This is a genomic window from Candidatus Dormiibacterota bacterium, assembly GCA_035635555.1.
Lineage (GTDB): Bacteria > Acidobacteriota > Polarisedimenticolia > Gp22-AA2 > Gp22-AA2 > Gp22-AA3.
Genome location: DASQAT010000016.1, coordinates 26,360 through 49,224, shown reverse-complemented (window position 1 = coordinate 49,224; position 22,865 = coordinate 26,360). Strand labels below are relative to the sequence as shown.

The following is a 22,865-nucleotide window of genomic DNA, read 5'->3' as shown; positions in this document are numbered from 1 at the left end:
GTTGGGCTTCATTCTACCCGTACGACTTCAGAAAGCCCGAGTTCCTGAAGTATCTGCCGGAGCTCTGCTGCGAGGCTCCCTGCTCCGTCTGCCTTCACTGTCACTGAAAAGTCCAAACCGATCTTGAGATCTGACCCGGAGCGCAGTTTCGGGAGGATCTTCGTTCCGAGGCGGTTCCATATCTCTGAAGGAACGGTGCCCACAAGTCGAAGTGTCCTGGTCTGCACGACGGGCCCTGTGTCTGGTCCCGTCGTCGGGCCGCGCAGGGGCACGGGAATCGGTTCGGGACCAGGCTGGGGACTCGGTCCTGACACGGGCTGGGGTGGAGCACCCGATACGAGCGCCTCCGCCGAGGCCTTTCTCAGCAAGTATACGTCGGACTCGAAGGCAACCTCGTCGGGCGATACCATCTCCTGGAACCACATCCTCTCGTAAGTCCCGGTGGGTTTCGGACCCGACGCGAGTCCGAAGTCACCCCGGATGACGAACTCGACGACCTTGGTTTTTAGGACCGCATCCGGATCGACCAGCCTCGTGAGCGAGCCATTGAGGAAGCTCTGCCGCAGGCTCGCGAGTGGCCACGCCCCGGAATCCTTCAAGGCAGGCGGCCAGTTGCGCTCGATGTAGCTGGCGCCGACGGACTCATTGAGGAGCGCTCCAGACTTAAGGGCGAGAATGACACGACCACATAGGGTTTCACCGCTTGAAGAGTGGCCTGCGCCAAGGTCGATCACTTTTAGTCCCTCATCCTCGTGACCGTCCGCGAGGACTGCGTAGCGATAATCGCCCCAGACTCCATCTTTGGCGGCCTCCTCGGACTCCTTCACCCTGGACTGGAGCTCTGCCCGATCGCTCTTGTCGAACTCACCGCCGAGCGTCCCCTCGGCGACCTCCCGCGCCACCCGCCTCCATGCAAGACAGATCTCGACTTTCTCGCGCAGGTCGCGGCCCGGCTTCTTTAGGCACCAGACGAGCGCGCCCGGGTAGAGCCGCGGGGACTTGCCACGCTGGCGGGTCCACTCGGCGATCTGCGCGCGCTGCGAGCCGCCGCCGGACCACTCCACCTCGGGATCGGCCACCACCAGCGTGAGTCTCGGCGTGTCCGGGATCTCGGCCCCATCGTGCGGGAAGGGCACGACGGGGATGCTCGCCCCGCGCCGGAACTCGTCCTCGACGAGCTTGCGTAGGGTGGGCTTGACTTCGGTCTCCTCGTCGAGCGACGCGCGCCGGTCGCTCACCACCTTCTTCATCGTGGGCTGGTAGCCCATGCGGAAGCCGTCCGAGCCTGCCTTGCGGATGAAATAAGACCGGCCCTCCAGTGCGAGGGCGGCATTATCGATGGATGTTGTGTCGAGCTCGGGCTCGCCGAGGGCAAAGCGCAGCTCGGGAAGGTGCGCGACCTTGTCGGTCTGCCCGCCCGACGACTCGAAGAGGATCGCGGTGCCGACGCGCCGGTGGATCTCTCGCAGCGGTCCTTTGGTGTCAGCGTCGAGCGCCTTGCTGTGCGCCTGCTCACCGGCGATGTCGGTGTCGATCGCCGCGACAAGCCGCGACTCACCGAGCTGGCCCAGCACCACACTTCGGAACCCGGGTTCGGAGAGCGGCGCCGACCCGAGCGTGAGGAGCGGTTCGGTGCGCGCCTTGCGGAAGGCGTCCTGAGCGGCGATCGAGATCCACTGGGCCAGCATCGCCAGCGTGCCGCGCGTTTGCTGGTACTGCGGCAGCGCCTGCCACTTGCGCTGGAAGACCGATAGCGTCGCCGGATGAAACGGGTAGCAGGCCTCGAAACGGCCGCGCAGATACTCGCGCGCCTTGGCCTCGGTCGCGGCGGAGTCCACCGCGGTCCACTCCGGTGGGAGCTGGGCGCGCCGCTCGAAACACCAGTCGCCGAAGGCCCACGCGACGCTTTTGCGGATCTTCTCTCTCCCCAGGTCCTCGAAAAGACGGCGCCGGACGACCTCGCTGATCTCGGTCTCGTCGTTTGCGATCAGATCCTTGGCGACGCGCCGCACGACTTTGGAGATCCGGTCCTGCCACTCCATGTCCCAGTCGGTCATCTCGACCTGGCTGCGGGGGAGGCTGATCACCGTCGCGCCGTGCGTGGTGCCGGTCGTGGCGACAGTCAGGTTCTGGATGAAGGCGTGGAACGAATCGGCGCTTGCCCGGTGGCGGTTCAGGAAGTTGAGCACCTCGTCGAAGAGCAGGAGCACCGGCGCGCCGGCCGCTTGGAAGACTCGTGCGATCGCCTCGGTTCCGGGTGGTGTGGTCCGTGCCGCCGGGCCGAGCGCCTCGACGCCCTTGTCACCCGAGAGCTGGCGGGCGATGTCGATCCACGGCGTCTCGCGGCCAGGCTGCGGGTCCCAGGCATTGCCCACGAAGACGGCGACCCGTGCCTCCGGGACCGAGGAGAGCGCGGCCTCCCGCAACAGGGCAGCGACGCCAGTGAACCCGCCTGCCTTCTTCCCATTCTTGGCGAGATGGTAGAGAGCGGTGAGCGTGTGCGTCTTGCCGCCGCCGAACTGGGTGATGAGCGTGAGGACCGGTGCGGTGTTCTCGGTCTTGCCCGAGAGCCGGCGCAACACCATGCCGGCATGCTCGCGCAGCGCCCGCGTGAAGCAGGTGCGGGCAAAGAATTGCTCGGGATCGCGATAGTCCACCGGCGCCGTCCCGGCCACGATCTGCTCGAGGGCGATGGCGAACTCGTCCGGGTTGAACGAGCGGCCTTCGCGGACTTCCTTGCGAGGGGTGGCAACCTTGTACCAGGGTTCCATTAGATGCCCTCTACATGAGGCAGCCAGCCCGGCGGTGGCCATATGGGTATTGGGATACTTGCCGCTCTCAGGAGGAGCTCGACGGCCCGAACCATTCGACGAAAGCTCCTCGACCGACTGTACGCTTGCGCCATGTCAAACAACGCGGTCAACGCTGGTTGGTCAACGGTCGGATGGTAGGCTCTACTGGGTTCCATGCATATTTCGAGTTCTCCCTTAGCGTCCCTGGGCTCTTCTGGATCGGGATGTGCCTCTGCCTCGCGCCGAATACCCCGGATGCCGCGCAATGACTCCAGAGAAGCAAGAAACCAAGCCTCGTACTCCCGGTGCGCCAGGACCACTGCACAGGGGACTCTCCCTGCGGCGGCCTCTGCCCAGCCCTGCAAAACGGGACCAAGTGTCTTGGGACAGTCAGAGTTCCCGTCGAGGATGATCAGAACAGCACCGCATTCGGGCCTGAGCAGAGCGAACCGGACCATCCTCGTCAGCACTTCCTCTCTGACGAGCTGGTTTCTCGGCCGCTTGATCGGTTTGCCAACTTGTACTCCTGTCACTGCTCCTTCAGCAAGCAAGCGCCGGAGAAGTGCCGGCACCGCCTCCATCTCACCATCGCCCTCCACGATCGGTTGAATGGTCATTCAACTCTCTCGAACAACTCTTGCTGCGAGATCGCTTCGTCGAACAAGGGCTGGGGATCCAGTGCGTTCGAGCGAAGAAGCTCTCCGGCGCCCATCAGATGTTCCTGGATGGCCCGGCGGGAAGCATCGGAGAGGGCGGCAACACGAGTGGCTCCCTCGCTCCAGTCGACCACCCGGATCTGGCTGTCGCGGATCCACTTTTGGTCCAGAACATCGGGGCTGTGCGTCGTGATAACAACTTGCATTCGCCTCGTTGCCCCCTTCAAGAGATCGAGCACGGCTCCGAGCGCGCCGGGATGAATTGTCGCTTCGGGTTCCTCGATCGCTAGAAGCGCGGGGGAGGGCCTCTGAAAGACTGCGGCAAGAAGCCCCAGGGCTCGCAGAGTTCCATCGGACATATTGAAAGCCTCGAAGCGGAGCATCTTCGTCTGGCTTCCCGTCTTGGGCTCTCCAACACTAATGTTTCTTCTCGAGTGCGAGCCTTGTTCCCACTCCTGCGTGAACTCGAGAGACAGCTTGTTGCCGTGCTTCTTGGCGTGCACGCTTTTCGTGTTCGGAACGATTAATGCCAGAATCTCGCAGATCCGGGCCGCGTCCTCCGGCGACTGTCGCTCGATCTCCTTCAGCACGCTGCCGGCATTGCTTCCATCGGGCTTCAAAGTCACCCCGCTGTCAGGGTCCTGCATCTCCCGCAGCTTCTGCGGCTCGATGGAATAGACGCGGAGCGCGCTCAAGGCTCGCAGGACGGGGGCAAAACCAGCGTGACCCCCGACGACCGGTAGAGCAAGGGCTGACGGGTCTATGCGAGGGCGAAGTCCCTCCGCGCTCGACGAGAACTTCTTGCCCTGACGCTCGAACCACTCCCGCCCCCCATCTCGAGAGTGGATCAGGCACTGCTCGCGGTCTACCTCGAACCCATAATCCGGAAGAGCCTTGACTTCGAACGCGTACCGTCCCGTTGTGGCAGTTCCATCGAGCGCCCCGAAAACCACCGCCAGCCCGAGATTTGGCGGAAAGCTCTTGCCAGAGGTCTTGTTCCGGACGGCGGCGATGCCGCCGCGCCGATCGAAGACCGCCCGCAAAGGGAGGGACATAGCCTCGGAGAGAAAGGCGAACACATCCACAAGATTGCTCTTGCCCGAGCCGTTCCTCCCGACCAGAAAGGTCGGGTTGTCGAGATCGATCCGGGCCGAGGGGAGGCTGCGGAATCGTTTAACGATCAGAGTCTTGATGGTCGTGTTCATCATTCACCTCGGCACCACCAGCAGCATAGCATCGAGCAAACGCTTCTCTTCGCTGCCCTTCGGGTAGAGAGCCGAGAGCGCGTTCGCCAGGCGTAGGAAATCGGGACCGCGCTCCTGCTCGGCCTTGAGCAAGGCGCGCAGTGCGTTGGTGCGGCCGCCGGCCTGGAGGAGCATCGCTGCATGGACACGGTCGAGGGTCGTGGCCTCGCGGGCGGCGGCCAGGCTCTCGTCCGACACGTCGACGCCAGCTCCCTTCCCGCGGCCTCGGCCACGCCCGCGGATCGTGGGAGCCGCACCGGCCTGGATGTCAGGGAACAGCATCCCCTGGAGCGGGTTGGGCGTCGTCGACTCTTGCTCGAGCCGCGCAGCAACGGCCTGCGCGCCGTCCTCGCCGAAGAGCTGCTTCGCCCGCTCGGCGATCGGCAGCAGGCGCACGACGCCCTTCTTCGTCTCGATAACCCGGCCTTCCCACTTGGGGAGCTCGATGCCGAGTGGCTGCGCGAAGCGGCGCACGACGTCGAAGACAAGCGTGAAGCCCTTGGCCTTGCCGCCGGAGGAGCCCTCTTCTTCGTCGTGTTCGTCGGACGGTTCCTCGTCCTCGCCCTCGTCGTTTGCGTCGTCCGCCGTCTCGCCATCCGTGCTCTGGAGCGTCCACAGGAAGAGCGCCGTGAGCCGCGCGTCCTCCTCGACGGCTCCGGCGGCGCCGTTGCGGGTCTTGGCCTCGGCGGTGCCGAGCACTTGTGCGAGGGCGCTACGGCCAACGACCTCCCAGACCTTCTCCAGGTACTCGGCGAGTGCCACCTCGCGACCGTCGGCGGTCTCGACCCTCGTATAGCGGCTGAAGATCTCGAGCGCCGGCCCGATGCAGGCGAAGACGAGGTCGGCGCCGCGGACCCCTTCGCCCTGAAGGCGTTCCATCCAGTCGGCGACGCGGGTCGGCAGTTTGCGCAGCACGTCGGCCCAGTCACCGACGCCGGCATCCACGGGGCGGGGGCGGCAGATGAGGTGGACGCTGGTGGCGAGGGCGGCAGACTCCTGTGCGCGCAGTCGCCCGGGGCGCTCCGTGGCGATGGGCCACGAGCCGGTAATCGTCCAGCCGCCCCGAATCATCCCGGAGAGGAGAGCTTCCCAGCCTTCTGTCGTCTTGTGGGCAAAAACCACGGAGCCCACGCCGTCCTCTCGCAGTACCCGTCGGCCCTCGGCGAAGGCACGGGCCATCGTCTCCTCGAACCACGCGCGGTCCTTCGGCCGACCGTTGTCTCGTTTCGTCTCGTCCTGCACGGCCTCGCGCCGTTTGGGCGAAAGTGGGTTCGCCGGATCGAACGGATCCCGCAAGACTGCTCGTCCCGGTAGCGCGCGCTTCAGCCAGACGAGGAAGAAGTCCGAGAGGTCGGCGTACGGGACCGCATCGTAATAGGGCGGGTCGGTGAACCAGACGGTTGCGGTCTGGTCGGGGAGTGGGTGATCGGTAGCGTCAGCGAGTTGAACTTGCCCCGCAAGAGAGCCAGGCCAAACCTCTAACACCTTTCGGACTAGATCGACACCGCTGCCGAAATTACCGGTGGAGCTCGAGAATATCGGCACCTCTGCGAAGTCCCAGACGATTGGGAGCGCCTGACGCCCGAAGACGTGCTCAATCTTCTCGCCGATCCGATTCCACACGGCGAGCGATGCGTTCTTGTCCGCAAGTCTCGAAAGAGAAGACGCCATTGCCTCAACAACGTCTCCGTCCTCTCGGGCCATCCGCAGCGCCAGCGTCACGAGCGCCACCTTCTGCCGCGCCGTGAAAAGATCCCCCCACTGGAGCATGCCGTACCGCTGCACGCGAAAGCCCAACGTCCCGATCGGCGGCAGCGGCTCATTCGGCACCGGACAGAGGCCCTCCTTCCCACCACGCTCCCACTCACCAAGGATCGCCGCGAGGCGCTCTTGCGCCTTCCGGACGGCCCCGTAGTCGCGCTCGGCGGGCAGACGGTAGTGCCGGCCCTGCTCGTCGGCCTTGAGCGTGACGACAGTCAGCATCCGCGCCCCGCCCGTACGCCGGCTCTTCGCGTCGAAGATTACATCGGCGCCGCCACGCTCCGCCGCGAGCTGCGCCCTCACGCGCTCGGGCGGGAGCACCGCACCGCAGGCAAGGCAAGTGGCCTTCGCCCGCGTCACCGTGCCGCCGAGCACGTCTTTCTCCGCCTTCGGCTCGAAGACCTCGAACTCGACGCGCGGCGGCTCGCCCGCGGGCCGAACGACGCGATGCTTGAGCGCCCGCCTGCGATTCGCCTTCTTGCAGAGCCAGAGCGAACGCGCGAGTGGGATCTCCGCACCGCAGTGCGGCGACTCGCAGCGCACGGTCCGCGCCCAAAGGTAGGCGATCGGCGTCGCGCTGTCCGGGTCCTTCGGATAGAGGTCGGCCAGATCCTTCTCCGCCTGCCGCTTGATCTCCGCCCCGGAGCGGCGCAGATCCTCCGCGAGCTTCGGGCCGTGGCGCGGGATGTCCTCGAGCATCACCTTGAGGATCAGGCAGGCGACGGGGTTCAGGTCGCTCGCGAACGCCTCGCACCCGAGCCGCAGCGCCTCGAGCGGGATCGAGCCGCCCCCCGCGAATGGGTCCACGACCAGCGGCGGCTCCTCGCCGTGCGCCGCCTTCACCAGCGCCCGGCTCACCTCGAGATAGGTGCGTTGCGCCGCGTTATCCCAGTTCGCGAAGTCTGCGATGAACTTGAGCAGCGCCTTGCGCAGATCCTGGTCCGTGGTGCCCGGATTGCAGCCGCCCACCTGTGGCAAGAGCTTCCGCGCCTTCGCCTTGAACTCCGTCGGGCACAGCGGATCACACGGGTCCGGCCACAGTAGCGCGAGCAGCACAGCCCGGCTCGATGCGAGCGGCCGCCGCGCCCACCACAGGTGCAGCGTGCTCGGATGCCCGTGCCGGATCGACTTCTCCCGCGCTGCGTGCCGCGACACCTCGGCGATCGGGAAGTCCACCTCCGCCAGGCGCTTGCAGTCCTTGGCGATCATCTATCTTCCAGTCCTCATCGTCGTTCGTTCCCTCAACGTGCGATTTGGCTTGAAGGCAGGTTCAGGTAGCCCGAGCAGAGCCAGCACGGGGTCAGTGCGGGCCCTATTCTCGTCGCCATGGACCAACACCATGCAATTTCGTCTACTGCGAGTGACCGCATTGTAGAGCAGACGTCTTCGCTGAGCGACGTCCGAGGGAACCTTGTAGGGCCACAAGACGAAGACGTTGTCGAACTCCCGGTTCTTTGCGCCATGTACCGTGGTCACCGTTCTGCTCGATGAGGGCGACCAGTAGGCCCGTTGCTGGTGAACGGTCATATCCACGTGCCGAGCCACGAGCCTGTGCGGGATGACGTCGATGCCTCGGAGCCGCGCAAAACGCTGAACGCGATTCAGGACGTTCGTGGCAACCCCATCAAGCGGCCCAGAAGGCGTTTGCCAACTGCCATCCGAGTCAGGCGTGGCCGTCGCCAGTCCGAGACTGGTGGCAGTACGACCTTGCTCTTCCTCAGCGGAGCGCTCTACTTGCCACCGGATCGGGGCGAGGTTCTTCTTCCGAAGCTGGGTTGTGCAGGATTCCAGGACCTTTTCCAACACGGGATCGTGGCTCGGACAGATCAATGCGCACGTTCCCGTCCACCGGTCAGAGGGTGCGCAACACACCAACCGCTCGATGATCTTCCACGCCGCAGGTCCATGATTGAGACAACACACGACGGGAATAGTCCGTCCGGTTGCGGGGGTGTTGTCCCGAAGGCATCGCGCGGCGGCCAAGATGCCCGTAACCGAGGTCCGATGGCAGGTCGTGAGTTCCTCGATGGTCCCCACCCCGGTGGCTGTCTGCGTCCTTGCCCATTCGACCGCCGGGCAGCCCGGAACCGTGGAGTCAAGGAGTTGGAACTCGTCCGCAGCGAGCAGAACAGAGCCTTGCTTTGACAAGGCGGCGACGAACTCCAGTCGTGGTCCGTGGCAGTCCTGGAACTCGTCTATGAGGATAAGGGGGTAGGTTGCGCCGATGATCCCGCCGACGGTCTGGCTCTGAAGCAGCCGAGCCGCGCTGCCGACAACTCTTCCGAAATCGGCCTCGATGCCGAGCACACCGTCGGCGAAGTCCACATCCCCCGGCACCGCTGCGACTGGTGTCGTGTGTCCCAGGGCAGTTCGCCAGCGGTTGACGATGGACAACGCGAACCCGTCAATGGTTGCAATTGAGTAGGGGATCGTCCGGCCGGCGTCCTTGAGCTTGTGCTCCAGCCTGCGCCTGGCACCGTGCATGTAAGTAATGACGAGCATTCGCTGGTGCTCAGCAGCGACAAGCCCTGGCGCCAACTCCTTGGCCCTGCCCATGAGCCATGTGGTCTTCCCCGTCCCCGCCTGGCCGATAACGACCGCCACTTGCCCCATGTCAGGCCCTCCTGATATGGCTGGCGGCGAAGACCTTGGTCCCGCTCGGCTTTGTATCAATGGTCCACCCGGAGTTCTTCGGCTGTTCTCCGAAGGCTATCGCGGCAAGATCATGGAAGAACTCGCCCGCCCTGTTGCAGCATCCCAGAGTGGGAAGCGATTCCCACACCAGATTCTCCCGAAGCTCGCGGTCCTTTTTGGTAGTGGCGTCGACAAGGGCGTCCTGCAAACCGCGCAAGGTCCGGTTGGCGGGACTGGGCAGGAGTGTGCCCAGGGCGCTTCCTGGTGCAGCGAGCGCTGGTTCAAGAATCCAAGCCGCGAGACACTCCGTGGCTGCGCCGTCGCCGTAACGAACGAGCTTTAACGGCGAAGGGGTCGCGGAGATCAACTGGTTCAGATATCCGGTACCGGCTGTATCCCCGTCAACAACCGGGATCGCATCTAGCCTGAACTTGCTGAGCTCCTTGAAGCTCTCCACAAGTGCAGCGTCGCTAGTCGGCAGGATCGTGATAGGCCTGAGGCGGAAGAACATCGCAGAATCCGGCGAGGACTGGGCAAGCCGCTGCCAAAGGCTGAGCCATTCAAAGTCGTACATCCCCTCGGGTACGAGGATCACCCCGCCCATTAGTGCTTCATAGAAGGCGCCGCGGTGGGCCAGGTAGAGCTTCCTTACGCTTTTGCTGCCAATATCCCGTATCGCTTCCTTCCTGACCGGCGCGGCCGTCAATTCACCGCGCAGGTTCTTAACGAAGATGACCTCGGAGGGCTGATAGCCTGCCGCAACATGCGGGGACTGCGTGGTAACGATGGACTGAACGCTGGAGGCCCGAATTCGATGCACCAACCGTTGGTGTAAAGACGGATGCAGGTGAAGCTCCGGCTCCTCCGCTGCGAGGATGAAGTTCCTGTCTTTCGTCCTTCGCTGTTCCGCAAAAGCCAGAAGCAAGAGAAACGCCTGGAGTGAGATCATGCCTGCGCCTTGCCGCGAAACAGGCACGAGCAGGTCGTCCGATTCCGACACGTGGGCCACGAGGCTTTGTAGGACCGAAACGGCATCCAAAGACGTCGGCCTGTAGACCAGCTTGCCGGTTGGCTGGATGAGAAGGAACGACTGAAGTTCCCGTGCGGAGGCATCAAGAATGTCACAAAGCGGTGACGCCTCCTCGATCTTCACGACACCTGTTCGGAGTTGCGCCTTCAATTCCTCCAGGGCCTTACCAGGGAGCGCGTCGTATTCTCGGAGAACCTTCAGCAACGTGGAGGAACCGAAGGACAGGAGCCTGTCCCATTCCCGGTTGCTGGAGAGAAGAAACAAGCCGACGTCTCGCACGACCTGGGCGGATACTGGATTGTAGCCATCGGTGAACGGATCGCACTCCCCGTCATAGAAATACCTGGCCAGCTCGAACTCGCACGTCTCGTCGTCATACCGCCCGGTCAGAGCCACCTGAGCGGCGAGTCGCGCGCCGTCGGGAGGGTCTGACTCAAAGGAAACAGCTTCCATATCATCGTGCCACCATACTGGCCGGGCAGCGTGTTCCCCAACGAACCACCCCGGTAACATCTTGGCATCGTCAGATGGGAAGCCGGTTATGGTTGCGATGATATGAAACCGCGAGTCCGGTTTAGGTGCCCCGCCATAGAAGTCCCAGTCGGACACCGGCCGGACCATGCGTTCCCGGCCGAAGAGGAGGGCGAGCGATTCGACGATTGTGGTCTTGCCCGAGTTGTTCGCGCCCAGGAGGACGGCATGAGCGGGCAACGTAATACGCCCGTGCCGGATGCCCCTGAAGTTTCGTATCTCAATCTGAGATATGCGCATCTGCGGCGCTCCTAACTCTGCGTCCCGCGAGGTAGACGTCGAGGTTCTAGCCGCCAACGATGAGGTCGGAAGAGTGCTCGCGGGTCACGAGGTGCCACCATAGGGTGGTGTGCTTTCGCGCACCAGCATCGGCCTCTTCATTGCGTCCACGCTCAGGTAGTAGTGCGCGACCTTCGTCACCTCGTGCCAGTCGAGTCTCGCGGGGTCGCGGATCGGCTCCTGGAGCCGCGGTGCATCGTCGCAGTTGGTGACGACGTAAAGCCAGTAGCAGTCGGGCCGATCCTCTGCGACGCGGCGCTCGTTGGGGGTGAGCAGGATCGTGCCGCTCGCAGCGCCGAGCCCCTTCACTTCGATCAGCCGCAGCTCGCCAGAGGCAAGGTCGAGGCTCGTGACGTCATAGCCCAGGTTCTTCTCTGAGACGTCGTAGACCTGCCTACCCTGCGCCCGCTCGTGCTCCATCACCACGCGCATAGCGACGGCTTCGGTCTCGAAGTTCGGTTTGAGACGCCGCACCTCTGGCGCCTCGCGCTCGGGGTGCGGCAGCGCGAGGACGCTCGCGAGCCGCTCCACCGCCTGGAGCGTGAGCGCCCGCTGGCGGTCGAGGTCGGTCCTGCGGCGCTCGCGGCGGGCGAGCAGCTCCGCGTGGCGCGTCTCCGCCTGCGCGAGCCGTCCCTCTGCGCCGGCGAGTTTCTGCTCCACGTCGGCCGCCGCGCGCCCGATCTCCTCGTCCGCTCGCTGAAGCAGCTCGGTGAGCGAGAGCTCCACGTGCGAGCTGACCCGCTCGACCTCGGCCAGGCGATCCTTGCGAGTCTCTTCGAGGAACGGGGCGAGCGCGTTCTCGTGGAGCCACGCCGTTGGCTCCGGAAGAGCTGCGACCGCGGGCATCTCGGCCGGCGGATCCGCAGGCGCGAAGTTGCCGAGCAGGCCAGGCTCCTGAAGTCGAGGCTCGCCATCCTCGGAGATCTCCACGGCGAAGAGTCGCTCGTGGATGACCTGCCCGAGTCCATCCACCACTCGCGCCCGGTAGAAGTCGATGCGCGCCGGGTGCTCGTGCTGGAGGGAGTGGAAGGTCGCGCCCTTGCCGAGGACATCGAGCGCCTGGGCGTGGGTATGCCGCCGGATCGATTCGAACAACGGATGGCCGGGTGTGACCCATTCCAGTTTCTCCGTTTCCGCCGTCTCCCTGTCGGTGGAGCAGCGCGGATAGCGGTCCGCGAGAGCCGGGAGCTTCCAGTCCGGGTCCTTCTCGTAGCGACGAAGGACCGAAGGCGTGCGCGCCGGCTCAAAGGTGTGCGACAGGCTTGGGATGGTCTTGAGGGTGAGCGGCACGAACTCGGCTGCCTCGCGGAGGAAGCGCGCGATGGTCTCCGGAACGACGCGGCGCTCCTGCGCCCGCGCGCGCCGCTCGATCAGCATCTCGAGGTTGAGCTTCTTGCTCGCCAGCCCTTCCAGGGCGTTCTGGCAGATGGCGCGGAACTGTCCCTCGTCGACGTTATGGAGAAGGCGCTCCTCGAGGTCGGCGTCTCCGAGCAGCCCGGCGTAGTAGTCGCGCAGCACGCGCTCGACATGAGCCGCCGGCAGGACCTCCCCCACGACGTTGAAGACGGCATCGTCTTCCAAGGCGTCTCGGATCTCCTGGAGCTTCTCCAGCAGCCGCTGCAAGACGCGCCCCTCGATCGTGTTGGTGGCCACGAAGTTGAAGATCAGGCAGTCCTTGCGCTGGCCGTAGCGGTGGATGCGGCCCATCCGCTGTTCGAGGCGGTTCGGGTTCCAGGGGATGTCGTAGTTGAAGAGGATGTTGCAAACCTGGAGGTTGATCCCTTCGCCCGCGGCCTCGGTGGCGACCAGGACCTGGATCTCGCCTTCCCGGAACTGCTGCTCGGCATGGAGGCGCGTGCCCGGATCATCGCGGGAGCCCGACTTCATGCCGCCGTGGATGAAGCCGACGCGGAAGCCCCATGACTTGAGCCGCGTCACGAGGTAGTCCAGCGTGTCCTTGAACTCGGTGAAGAGGAGCAGGCGCTGGTCCGGATGGTCGAAGAACCCTTCCTTCCGAAGGAGACCCTTGAGCTCCGAGAGCTTGGCCTCGGCTCCTGCGTTCTCGACGGCCTGGGCCTGGGTCGCCAGGCGCCGCAGTTCCTCCACCTCGTCTCGCACCAGTTCGGCGCTTCCCGCCAGCGTGATGGCTTCGAGCAAAGTCTCGAGCCGCTCGCGCTCGCTCTCCTCCATTTCTTCGATCTCTTCCGGACCGGGAATGTCAGGCGGCGCCAGCCGGGCCAGGTCCTGGGCGCGCTTGAGCCCCTCCTGGAGGCGCAGGGCCCGTTTCTCCAGCGAACGCCGCATGGCGTACGTGCTAGATGCGAGGCGTCGCTGGTAGAGGGACATCAGGAAGCCGATCGCGCGGGCGCGCGGGTCTTCACCCTCGGCCGCGGCGCGCGCGCTCTCGCGCTTCACAAACCGCGTCACTTCGCGGTAGAGCTCGAACTCCGCCCCGTCGATGTGGAAGTCCACCGTGTGCGGGATGCGCTTGGTGAAGATCTTCTCGGCGGCCCAGGTGCCGTCTGGTCGGCGCTCCGGGAAGTAGACCATCGCCTCCTTGGTGCGTCGCAGGTAGAAGGGCGCCCGACGCCGGTCCATAGCCGCGCGGATCGACTTCACGTCGGCGTATGCGTCGGCATCGAGGAGCTGCAGAAACAGGCTGAAGTTCAGCGGGTCACCCTTGTGTGGGGTTGCCGTGAGCAAAAGCATATGGTCCGAGGTGTCCCGCAAGAGCTCCCCCAGCTTGTATCGAAGGCTCTTGTGCGTTTCGTCCGCCGCTGACATCCGGTGCGCCTCATCCACGATGACGAGATCCCAGTGCACTTGGCGCAGCCCGGGCAGGATGTCCTGGCGCTTCGCCAGATCGAGCGAAGTGATGACCCGGTTCCGCTCCAGCCATTGATTGACCCCGAACTGCTCGCGGATATCTTGTCCTTTGGTCACGAGAAACTTGGTATCAAATTTCTCTTTCAGCTCGCGCTGCCACTGGAATGCGAGGTTGGCCGGGCAGACGATCAGAACGCGTTCGGCGAGGCCCCGCAGCTCGAGCTCGCGGATGAGCAGGCCCGCCATGATCGTCTTGCCCGCTCCGGCGTCGTCGGCCAGGAGAAACCGCACCCGCGCGAGTTTGAGTAGGTAGTCGTAAACCGCCTCGAGCTGGTGGGGGAGGGGATCCACGCGGGAAATCGAGAGCCCAAAGTACGGATCGAACTCGTAGGCAATGCCGAGGGCGTAGGCCTGGAGACCGAGACGGAGAAGGCGCCCATCGCCGTTGAAGGAGTGACGAGGGTCGAGAATCGTGAGGCGCGCGAGTTCAGCGGTGGTCAGCGTCACCTTCCGGTAGCGCTCCGACTGCGCACCAACCAGCCCGACCACCCAGCTTTCTGGACCATTGCCCTGGACGGTCTCCACCCGCATCGGCTCATTGAAGAGCGGGCCGGTGAGGACCTGCCCTGGGCTGATCCTGGTGGCGGCGGTCACCTTGCTGCTTCTGCGGCGAGCATGATAAACACCCAATTGCTAAGTCCGAAAGGCCTGCTGAAGATGTGGCTCACGGGCTCAACCGCCCTGGTCACGGTCCGGCTACGAAAATCCGGATAGGGCGTGGATTGCCGCCTATGATACCCCCGAAGACGGCCGGTTGTGCCGAACGGACTGGCGCTGTCCAAGCTGCACCACGCGGCGTTCGACCGCCACATCCTCGGCGTGCGGCCGGACCCGACCGTGGGGCTGCGTCTAGACGTTCTCCCGGAGCCGGATGGGCCTATGCTCAAGTACGGCCTGTAAGGGTTTCACGACGCGCGCCTTCTGCGGCCACGCGACCCCGCGATGTGACCGAACCTCGAGTTCGTCGAAGAGAGGCACGGGATGTTCAGGAGGGCCGGCTAACGCCCGCCGGTGTGATACGGTCGCGAAAATTCGGAGAGGAGGCCCCGGAGTCTTCTAGTTCGCAATGACGATCACCACGGCGTGACGGACGCGGCCGGCGACTGCGCTCAGATCGGTCTCGCCTTGCGCTGGTTGGGGTCGAGGGGACTGGCACAACGACAGACCTCGAAGCAGCGGCCGGATATAGTCGGCTTTCAGGGCATAGTTGACATTCTCGGGCAGGTCGCCGGTCGTACGCAACATGACGAGTGGACTCAGCTTGCCGACAATCAATCCAGCCACATCGCCACGCGTGCCCAGAAGGGGGCCGCCGCTATTCCCCATCTGCACCGGAACAGAGATCTGGTAAAGGCGCGGATCGTCCATGAGCCCCTGTTCCGCGCTGATCTCCCCGGTGGTGAGCTTTGGCCCCGTGCCCATGATGTCCGGATGGGGAAAGCCGACCGTGAAGACTGACTGCCCCATCATCAGTCCCCCGGAAGAAAGCACGAGGCACCCGGTGGTCGTCGGTGGATCGGCGTCAAGCTCGAGGATCGCGACGTCGTTCGCGGCATCCCGTGTGATCGCGCGCACCGGCAACTGCGTCCCACCCTCGAGGACAATCGACAACGAGCTGTGCCCCTCGACCACGTGATTGGCCGTCACGAGCCAGCGATGACCGACGAACCATGCCGTGCCGGCGGCCGGTGGCGCCGCGTCGTTCGATCGACTCGTCGACGTCGGGCGCTTGCCAGACCACGCGGCCTGGAGATTCGGATTGTCGAACAGGTTGGCGTACGCTTCTTTGATGGCATCACTTAGCACTTCGTTGCAATTCTCGCCGCTGCGCTTTCGCCCATACCGCCGGGCGCTGCCTGCGCTGGCACCATCGGCCAGCACAGCCCCAGCGCGGTCTTTCAGCGCGAACCCAATCCGAACCTCCGCCGCGTAGGTCGAGCCAACCGCCTGGTCTTTCTCCGTCACGAAGAAACGCGTGATCCGTAACGCGAGGGTCAGGTCTGCTCCTGCGCTTTCCTGAATACCCCAGGCGACAGAGGTGCGATGGAACACTTCGGTCGCGAATTCCATCACCGAGTTCGTGGAATGCCACGGGAACAGATGGTCGTGATCATCGGTTCCCTCTCCGACCGCCGCGGCCTCGGACGGTGGGCGTACGTCCTCGAACGTCACGGCGACGGCGCGGTTTGCCATGCCGCCCGCAAGCGTCGGCGCGCTGGAGCCGGTGCTTTCCTGAGGTACAAATTGCAGCGTCAGGCTCCTCTCCGTGACGCTGTCGGCACGGAGCGGCAAGGTCATGCACCAAGTAATGATCAGGGCCATTCCGAGCGCGCGTTGCTTCATCGCTGCCTTTCTGTGCTGGGGCAACTGTGCCGCATCCTCATGCGAGCGTGACCCCAAGTCTGCGCTCCCCAGGCAAAGGAAAACAAGCGGGAATCGCCCTCGATTATGTGCTAGAGACTGACGAGGGTCTTGCCAGCTCCGGGGACGCCGGTCAGCAGCACCAGGTGCCGCGTTGACGTGGCCGCCGCCCGGTGCGCAATCTCGGTGACCCGGTCGACGGCAGGCTCGGTCGCCGCGCGCGCCCGCTTGATTCTCGGCAGGGGCTCCCGGGCGAACAGGTCGCGCGCCGCGCGCACCAGGCTGGGGAGGGGAGCGTAGGCATCCCGGCGGAGGAACGCTTCGGGCGTGAGGGGACTCGAGGCCGGAACCTTGGTGCATTCGAGGAGGGAGGCGGTCGACTCCCTCCGGGCCGACGACGTGTACACCGTCGAGCGTGCGGGGAGTGCGGTCGGCGCGGGTCGGCACGAGGACGGCGTGCACGGGGCGGTCGGCGCATTCGGCGTGATAGCTGCGCAGGTCGCGGGCATAGCAGAAGACCTGGTCGATGTCCGCCTGCGACGGGGTGTCCTTCCCCTTCAGCTCGAGGACGACCACGACGCCGTTCTCCAGGATGATGACGTCCGGCCGGCGCGACTCGCGCGGCAGCTCGTATTCGAGGATCGCGGTGTAGGTGTTGGCCGGGGCGTAGGCGTCGACGAGCTCGCGGCACTCGCGCTGCAGCCAGGGGATCGACGCGTCCCAGGCGCGGATCTGCTCGGTGCCGGCGTCGGGGATGAAGTCCTTCAGCCGCCCACGGACGACCCGTGACTGCTCGCCGTAGAACGTGGGCAGGTCTGACTGCCAGCCGTAGCCGGCTTCGGCTGACTTATCGGGCGGAGGGGCGTCTTCGCGCACGGGTCCTCTTGGTGTGGTTGGGCGAAATCATACTGCCGTTCGGCTTGCGGAGTTGTGCGCTATCTGTCGACAGCCCCAAGAACCCCTTGCTTCGCGCGCGTATCCTGACGTAGATCCTTCTCTGTTCATCCTGCCCCCTTTGCCGCCCCCGCAAGGAATCCTTTGGCCTCTATTCGTGTGGCCGACATCCATTGGTCTCGAGTCGAAGACGACTTGACGTTCCGAGTCGATATGGGGAAGATTGTCCCCCGGCGACACACGGAGCGCAAAGTGAAAACCCACGACTTCTTTGCCACCCACCCGGTCTTCTCCCTCGACGAGGCCGCCAGCGCCCTCGCGCCTCCGCGCGGACGGTCGGGAGCCGTGCAGCGGCTGAAGCACCACCTCGAATCCGGGCACGTCAAACTCGTGGCCCGCGGTCTGTACGCGGTCGTGCCCTCAGGGACGCGTGCCGGGCGGTTTATGCCCGACCCCTTCATGGTGGCGGCGGCCGCCCGGTCGGACGCTGTCTTCTCGCACCATAGCGCCCTCGAGCTCGTGGGCGTCGCGCACTCGGCATGGAGGGAGTGCACGCTCTACACGCGCAAACGTCGCCGTTCGCTGGTACTGGGCGGAAGCACGATCCGCTTCCTCGATGACCCCGAGCTCTTGAGGGCCGGGGATGGCCGTCACCTGGCGACGCGCAGGGTCGAGCGGCGGGGTCGCCTGCTCGTGACCACCGGTCCGGAGCGGACGCTGGTCGAAGGGTTCCGGCGGCCGGCCCTGGCCGGGGGACTCGAGGAGCTGGTGCGTTCCGCAAGCGCCTTCCCGACGCTCGATCTCGATCTGCTCGAGGAGGTCCTGCGCCGCTACAAACTGGCGAATCTTTGGTCAGCGAGTGGTTGGTTCCTGGAGCGCTTCCGAAAATCCTTCCACGTGCCCGATCGCGTGCTCGAGCGCATCGAGCGGCACCGTCCACGTTCCCCGCAATACCTGGAGCGGGGCCGTCGAGGGGGCAGGCTGGCGCCGCGGTGGAACCTCATCCTGCCGGCGATTCTTGATCGGCCGGGCGAGGCCGATGAACCCTAGCCTCGAGTATCTGGAGCGCTGCGCCGCCGAGACCGGATTCCAGATCATCCCGCTCGAGAAGGTCGTCCGGCTCGGGGAAGTGGCCGCCGACGTATCTCGCCACCCCCTCCTGGGAGAGGCGCTTGCCCTCAAGGGGGGTACCGCCCTGAACCTCTGCTTTGGTCCGCCGCAGAGGCTGTCCGTCGATCTCGACTTCAACTACATCGCGCACTTGGAGCGGGAGCGAATGCTCGCGGATCGACCGCGGGTGGAGCGCGCTGCAGCCGATCTCGCGCGGCGTCTCGGGTACCGCGTACAGCAGTCGGCGGACTCCTTCGCCGGCAGGAAGTTTTTTCTGACGTACCGATCCGTTCTCGGCCAGGACGACAGGATCGAGCTGGATATGAATTATCTGTTCAGGCTTCCGCTGGCCGTCACGGAGACCCGCTCTGTCTGGCAGCCCGGGGAATTGGATCGACCGCATGCTCGTGTCGTCGGGCAGACGGAGCTCGTCGTCGGCAAGGTGCTCGCTCTTCTGGACCGCTTCGCGCCCCGGGATCTATGGGACGTGGCGTACTTGCCGGGCGGAGTGGCTGAGACCACGCGGACGCCGGAGTTCCGGGCGTTGTTCATCGCCCTTTCGGCGGTTCTCGAACGTTCGCTGACGCTCTACGGCCGCGAGAGGATCGAGGGGCGTATCACAGATCGCACGGTCGCTCCGCCCATTGGTCGCTGTCGCGGTCCCGTCCGCCCACGAACTCGTCGAGAGGGTTTGGGCCGTCGTCGGGCCTCTTCTGAGTCTCGAAGCGAGCGAAAGGGATTATGTCGAGGCCATCCAGCGGGGAGAGCTGCGACCCGAGATTCTCTTTCCCGCCAATCCGGAGCAGGCCGCGAGGATTGCCGCCCATCCCGCGATTCAATGGAAGATGCAAAACGTTCAGATCCATAGGAATCGCCCGGCAGGTGACGTTGATTAGGGAGTTCCAGAGCGCTGGGCTTTCGCCGATTCGGAGGACGGTCAGTTTCCGTCGCTGACCCCCCATGTCAGGCCCAGCCCGGCGATCTGGCCGATCAGCCTGCGCGTTTCGATGGCGCGCGAGGTCGCCAGCCTGCCGTTGACCAGGTCTATGGCGGCTTTCAAATCTTCCTCGCCTCCTGGTCCGCCGGTGTGGAAAACGAGACGCTCCACCCCAGCAGTCTCCGCCGCCAGAATCTGCAGCGTGGTCATCAGCACGCGGTGCGCTACGGGGTGTTCAGGAAGGCAGGGTAGTCTCGCTCATCTCCTCCGCCCCCGCCCGACCACCCAGCAGGTCGAAGTCCCCGCCCAGCACGAGATCGATCCGCCCAGTGCGGTAGTGGCGGATGCCGTCGCGCACCAGCGGAGATGGGTCACGGCGGTAGCTGCGGACGACGCGCAGGTTGCGGGTGGCGTGCTGCTCGAGGGACCGCTCGGCCTGGGAGCGGAGCGCGCGGGGGGCGTCGCCTGCGGGTTCGAGCGGCTGGGGGACGACGCTGACCTGGACGCGGCAGCGCTCGAACTGATGCGGGCGGTCCTCGGGCTGCTCGAGGACGTGCAGGCCGTCCTCCGGGGCGAGGATCGAGAAGGCGCCGAAGCCGCTGACCGCCATGAGGAATCGATAGGGCTGGCCGTCGGGGGCCCTCTCCTCGAGCACCTGCACGCGCATCCGGCGCTTGGCGGCCCAGGAGCGGTACATCGCCGCGAGCTCCGAGGCGAAGCGGTCCGTCTCGGGGTGGGGAGCGCCGCGGCTGGTCTTCGCCTCGACGAGGAGGAACGCCTCGCGCGGGCGCTGTCCTTCGACGTCGGCGCAGGCGGTCTCAAGAAGATAGAGGCTGTGGGCCAGGGCGCCGACCAGGTGGCGCGGATAGCGGCTGCGCGGATCGCCGGGGCGTCCGGCGAGCCGGCCGAGGAGGGAGCCGGCCCGCTGCACGCCGGACTCGATGCGGTCGCGGTATTCGTAGCGTCCGAGGATCTCGAATCGTCCGGGCGAGGACCAGAAGTCGGGCCGGCCGGTCTCTTCGAGTGCCTTCGCCTTGTCCTGCTTCCAGCCGTCGCTCTCGACGCGGGCGCAGAGGAGGGCGAGCCGCGTCCGGAGGAAATCCGCCTCCTCGGGGCGGCCGCCGGGCTGCAGGGCGATCCCTCCGAGATCGGCGCCGGTCCGGGCGGAGCCGGGCGGCGCGGGCGCATCGGACGCGATCGCCGGCAGGGGGACGACCACGTCGCCGGCCGCCTGCGGCGCGTCGGGGTCGATGAATTCGAGGTCGAGACGATCGTCGCGGCCGGTGAGGAGCAGGAACTGGTCGCCGGCGGGGACCTCGCGGTTCACGATGGAGGTCGCCAGGGGCGCCAGCAGATAGCGCTCGATCGCCCGCTTCAGCGGGCGGGCGCCCAGGTCCTCCGTGAATCCCTTCGTCAGCAGGAATTCGATGGTGCTCTCGTCCCACTCCACCGCCCAGGCGCGCGAGCGCAGGCCGCGGCGCTGCAGGGCGGCCGACATCTCGCGCTGCAGGATCTGCCGCATCACCTCGCGGCTGAGCGGCCGAAAGACGACCACGCGGTCGATGCGGTTGAGGAACTCCTTGCGGAAGGATTTCGCGATTGTGCGGGTGACGACTCCGGCGCGGAACCCTCCGTGCTCTTCCGAGAATCCGAGGCTGAGGCCGCTCGGGATGGCGCCGCCGAGGTTCGAGGTCAGGATGATGATGGCGTGCCGCACGTCCGCGGTCCGGCCGCGCCGGTCGGTGAGGCGGCCGTCGTCGAACACCTGCAGGAAGATGTCCCAGACGCGCTCGTGCGCCTTCTCGAACTCGTCCAGCAGCACGACGGAGAACGGCTGGCGGCGCACCTGGTCGGCGAGCGAATCCCCCCGCCCCTCCTCCATGGTGCCGAGGATACGATCGAGGCTGTCGATCGCCTGGAATTCGCTCATGTCCAGGCGGATCATCCGCTCGGGGGATCCGAACAGGAACTCGGCGAGCGTCTTGGCGATCTCGGTCTTGCCGGTGCCGGTCGGGCCGGCGAACAGGAACACACCCGAGGGGCGCGTCGGATCAGTCACCCCCGCCTTGATCATCGCGACCCGATCCACCAGGCAGTCGACCGCCTCCGGCTGTCCCTTGACCCGCTCCGCGAATAGCGCCCGCAGCGCGGTCAGATCGAGCGCCTCGCGGTCGTCCAGCATGTGTACCGGGAGGCCGGTCATCTGGGACAGCGTGACGATCAGATCGTCGACGGCGATCGGGGCGTGGGGGCCGGCCGCAGCACCGGTTCCGGCGGGAGCGCCCGCCGTCAGCCGCTCGTGCGTGACCCGCAGCAGTTCGAGGAGGCTGCCGGGCATCCCCTTGTGTCCGAGGAACTGCAGCGCGAGCTGCGCCGCCTCCTGGATGACCGCTTCGGTGTCGCGGGCGGCCGCCTCGTCCGCGTCGCCGGCGCCCGCGTGCTTGTGCATCCACCGGCGCGCCAGCCTGAGCGTTTCGGCTTGCGATGTCGGCTGGATGCGCAGGGCGGTCAGGGCGGTCGTGCAGCGCGGCTTCTCGCGCACCAGCCGATCGTACGCGGCCGGCTCGCACTCGCCGAGGACTGTGATCTCCCCGCGCTCGATCAGCGGCAGGACGAGATCGAGCGCCCCCACCTGGCTGTAACTGTGGCGGCCGGCGAGCGCCAGGGCGGGGAAGTCGGGGATGACCCACAGCACGCGCCGCGGCCGGGACAGGTGGCGCAGGACCTCCTGCATGCGCTTCTCGAACTCGCCGATGTAGATCTGCCCCGCGAGCAGCTCGGCCGCGCCGGCCTGGAAGACGATCCAGCCGGTGCGCCCCAGACGGGCCGCGAGGGCGCGCGCGATGGCGGTCTTGCCGACACCCGGCTCGCCGACCAGGAGGGTCGAGCGCGGGCGCTCGGCGAGATAGGACGCTTCGAGGAGGGCGACCGCCGCCTGCAGCGCGTCGTGCTCGATGATCGAAGCGCGCTCGGCGGCGTCGGCGCTCCACAGCGTCCCGACGGCCGCCAGGTAGTCGACGTCGATCCACTCCTTCCGGAAGTCTTCGTACTCGACGCGCAGCGGGGCGGCCTCCGGCCCTAGCCTTTTCAGGATCTCCTCCAGCGCCTTGAGGGACCCGCGCGACAGCCCTTGCAGGTGGGCGCCGAACGCGGCTCTTTCCCCCGCGGCCGTCCGGCGTGCCACGAAGTCCTTCAGGATCTGCTGCGCGACGCGGTGGTTCCAGCTCTCGCCCGCCTTGGAGAGGACGCGCCCCACCAGCGGCTCGCCCGCGGGGACGGCCCCTTCGAGATACCGGAGCGCGAAGTAGAGCGGCCATCCTCCGATGCCGCCGACAGCGTCGACGATTCGATCCGCGACATCCCCCGCTTCGTGTCTCTCGCTCAGTGCCGCCGACGCCATGCAGGAGATCACCGAGTTGTCGCCGGTCACGTAGGACAGCACCAGGTCCACCGGCGCCTCTTCCCGGGTGAACAGCGCGACCCCGCGGGCGAAGTCGGGGTTGGTGAGCAGATCGGTCGGCTGGGCGGAATCGTCGTAGAAACTCGTCAGCTCAGAGGCCAGCCTGTGCAGCGACACCGACAGCGGCGGCCGCGGGCCGGCGGCGGACGGCCGGTCGGGGGGCGCGGCGTCCTTGGCGGCGGGGCCGGGGGCTGTGCGGGCAGACAGGTAGCGCCGGCGCAACAGCAAAGCGCCCGCCATGACGACGAGGATGCACAGCCACAGAAGATTCGCGGACATGGGATTGAGTG

At 65.9% G+C, this 22,865-nt stretch carries 14 protein-coding genes; 4 read left to right on the top strand and 10 right to left on the bottom strand.

Going from position 1 to position 22,865, the window contains the following annotated elements; translation table 11 throughout:
* Positions 1-8 precede the first annotated feature (8 nt).
* The 7 genes from VEW47_04500 to VEW47_04470 form a co-directional block, all read right to left on the bottom strand.
* Positions 9-2,771, bottom strand: a complete 2,763-nt coding sequence (locus tag VEW47_04500) for a DUF499 domain-containing protein (GenBank protein HYS04433.1) — start codon at positions 2,769-2,771, stop codon at positions 9-11.
* Positions 2,771-3,409 carry a DUF4276 family protein gene (locus VEW47_04495; protein ID HYS04432.1) on the bottom strand — a complete coding sequence of 213 codons (639 nt, stop codon included), beginning with the start codon at positions 3,407-3,409 and terminating at the stop codon, positions 2,771-2,773. Before VEW47_04495 ends, VEW47_04500 begins: the two co-directional genes overlap by 1 nt.
* Entirely contained in the window at positions 3,406-4,653 is a 1,248-nt protein-coding gene (locus VEW47_04490) for an AAA family ATPase (protein HYS04431.1), read from the bottom strand. The genes VEW47_04495 and VEW47_04490 overlap by 4 nt, the downstream gene beginning before the upstream one ends.
* Before the next feature lie 3 nt (positions 4,654-4,656).
* Positions 4,657-7,662: a DUF1156 domain-containing protein gene (locus tag VEW47_04485; GenBank protein ID HYS04430.1), complete on the bottom strand. Its 3,006-nt coding sequence runs from the start codon at positions 7,660-7,662 to the stop codon at positions 4,657-4,659.
* Positions 7,663-9,066 carry an ATP-dependent helicase gene (locus tag VEW47_04480; GenBank protein HYS04429.1) on the bottom strand — a complete coding sequence of 468 codons (1,404 nt, stop codon included), beginning with the start codon at positions 9,064-9,066 and terminating at the stop codon, positions 7,663-7,665.
* Between the two features lies 1 nt (position 9,067).
* The gene (locus VEW47_04475; protein HYS04428.1) at positions 9,068-10,888 is read right to left on the bottom strand and encodes an AAA family ATPase; all 1,821 of its coding nucleotides are present in this window, start codon (positions 10,886-10,888) and stop codon (positions 9,068-9,070) included.
* 84 nt (positions 10,889-10,972) lie between these two features.
* Positions 10,973-14,407, bottom strand: coding sequence for a helicase-related protein (locus tag VEW47_04470; GenBank protein ID HYS04427.1), 3,435 nt, complete (start codon positions 14,405-14,407; stop codon positions 10,973-10,975).
* Between the two features lie 162 nt (positions 14,408-14,569).
* Between VEW47_04470 and VEW47_04465 the strand changes: the two genes are divergently transcribed.
* Positions 14,570-14,713: an HNH endonuclease gene (locus tag VEW47_04465; protein ID HYS04426.1), complete on the top strand. Its 144-nt coding sequence runs from the start codon at positions 14,570-14,572 to the stop codon at positions 14,711-14,713.
* A 156-nt stretch (positions 14,714-14,869) separates the two neighbouring features.
* Here the strand turns inward: VEW47_04465 and VEW47_04460 are convergent, their stop codons facing one another.
* The gene (locus tag VEW47_04460) at positions 14,870-16,156 is read right to left on the bottom strand and encodes a serine protease (protein ID HYS04425.1); all 1,287 of its coding nucleotides are present in this window, start codon (positions 16,154-16,156) and stop codon (positions 14,870-14,872) included.
* A 345-nt stretch (positions 16,157-16,501) separates the two neighbouring features.
* On the opposite strand from VEW47_04460, the gene VEW47_04455 reads away from it, so the two are divergent.
* The 3 genes from VEW47_04455 (at position 16,502) to VEW47_04445 (ending at position 19,046) form a co-directional block, all read left to right on the top strand.
* The gene (locus VEW47_04455) at positions 16,502-16,963 is read left to right on the top strand and encodes a hypothetical protein (GenBank protein ID HYS04424.1); all 462 of its coding nucleotides are present in this window, start codon (positions 16,502-16,504) and stop codon (positions 16,961-16,963) included.
* A gap of 357 nt (positions 16,964-17,320) precedes the next feature.
* Positions 17,321-18,118, top strand: a complete 798-nt coding sequence (locus VEW47_04450; protein ID HYS04423.1) for a hypothetical protein — start codon at positions 17,321-17,323, stop codon at positions 18,116-18,118.
* Positions 18,108-19,046 (top strand): nucleotidyl transferase AbiEii/AbiGii toxin family protein, encoded by a 939-nt coding sequence (locus tag VEW47_04445; protein ID HYS04422.1) that lies wholly within the window; start codon positions 18,108-18,110, stop codon positions 19,044-19,046. The genes VEW47_04450 and VEW47_04445 overlap by 11 nt, the downstream gene beginning before the upstream one ends.
* 69 nt (positions 19,047-19,115) lie before the next feature.
* Here the strand turns inward: VEW47_04445 and VEW47_04440 are convergent, their stop codons facing one another.
* Positions 19,116-19,331 carry a hypothetical protein gene (locus VEW47_04440; protein HYS04421.1) on the bottom strand — a complete coding sequence of 72 codons (216 nt, stop codon included), beginning with the start codon at positions 19,329-19,331 and terminating at the stop codon, positions 19,116-19,118.
* A gap of 19 nt (positions 19,332-19,350) precedes the next feature.
* A complete protein-coding gene (locus VEW47_04435) occupies positions 19,351-22,854 on the bottom strand; it encodes an AAA family ATPase (protein HYS04420.1) in 3,504 nt (1,167 codons plus the stop codon).
* Positions 22,855-22,865: the final 11 nt, after the last annotated feature.

What these genes read in the sequence shown, in the direction of transcription:
- VEW47_04500 (HYS04433.1), bottom strand. Translation starts at nt 2,771, where the DNA reads ATGGAACCCTGGTACAAGGTTGCCACCCCTCGCAAGGAAGTCCGCGAA.
- VEW47_04495 (HYS04432.1), bottom strand. Translation starts at nt 3,409, where the DNA reads ATGACCATTCAACCGATCGTGGAGGGCGATGGTGAGATGGAGGCGGTG.
- VEW47_04490 (HYS04431.1), bottom strand. Translation starts at nt 4,653, where the DNA reads ATGAACACGACCATCAAGACTCTGATCGTTAAACGATTCCGCAGCCTC.
- VEW47_04485 (HYS04430.1), bottom strand. Translation starts at nt 7,662, where the DNA reads ATGATCGCCAAGGACTGCAAGCGCCTGGCGGAGGTGGACTTCCCGATC.
- VEW47_04480 (HYS04429.1), bottom strand. Translation starts at nt 9,066, where the DNA reads ATGGGGCAAGTGGCGGTCGTTATCGGCCAGGCGGGGACGGGGAAGACC.
- VEW47_04475 (HYS04428.1), bottom strand. Translation starts at nt 10,888, where the DNA reads ATGCGCATATCTCAGATTGAGATACGAAACTTCAGGGGCATCCGGCAC.
- VEW47_04460 (HYS04425.1), bottom strand. Translation starts at nt 16,156, where the DNA reads ATGAAGCAACGCGCGCTCGGAATGGCCCTGATCATTACTTGGTGCATG.
- VEW47_04445 (HYS04422.1), top strand. Translation starts at nt 18,108, where the DNA reads ATGAACCCTAGCCTCGAGTATCTGGAGCGCTGCGCCGCCGAGACCGGA.
- VEW47_04435 (HYS04420.1), bottom strand. Translation starts at nt 22,854, where the DNA reads ATGTCCGCGAATCTTCTGTGGCTGTGCATCCTCGTCGTCATGGCGGGC.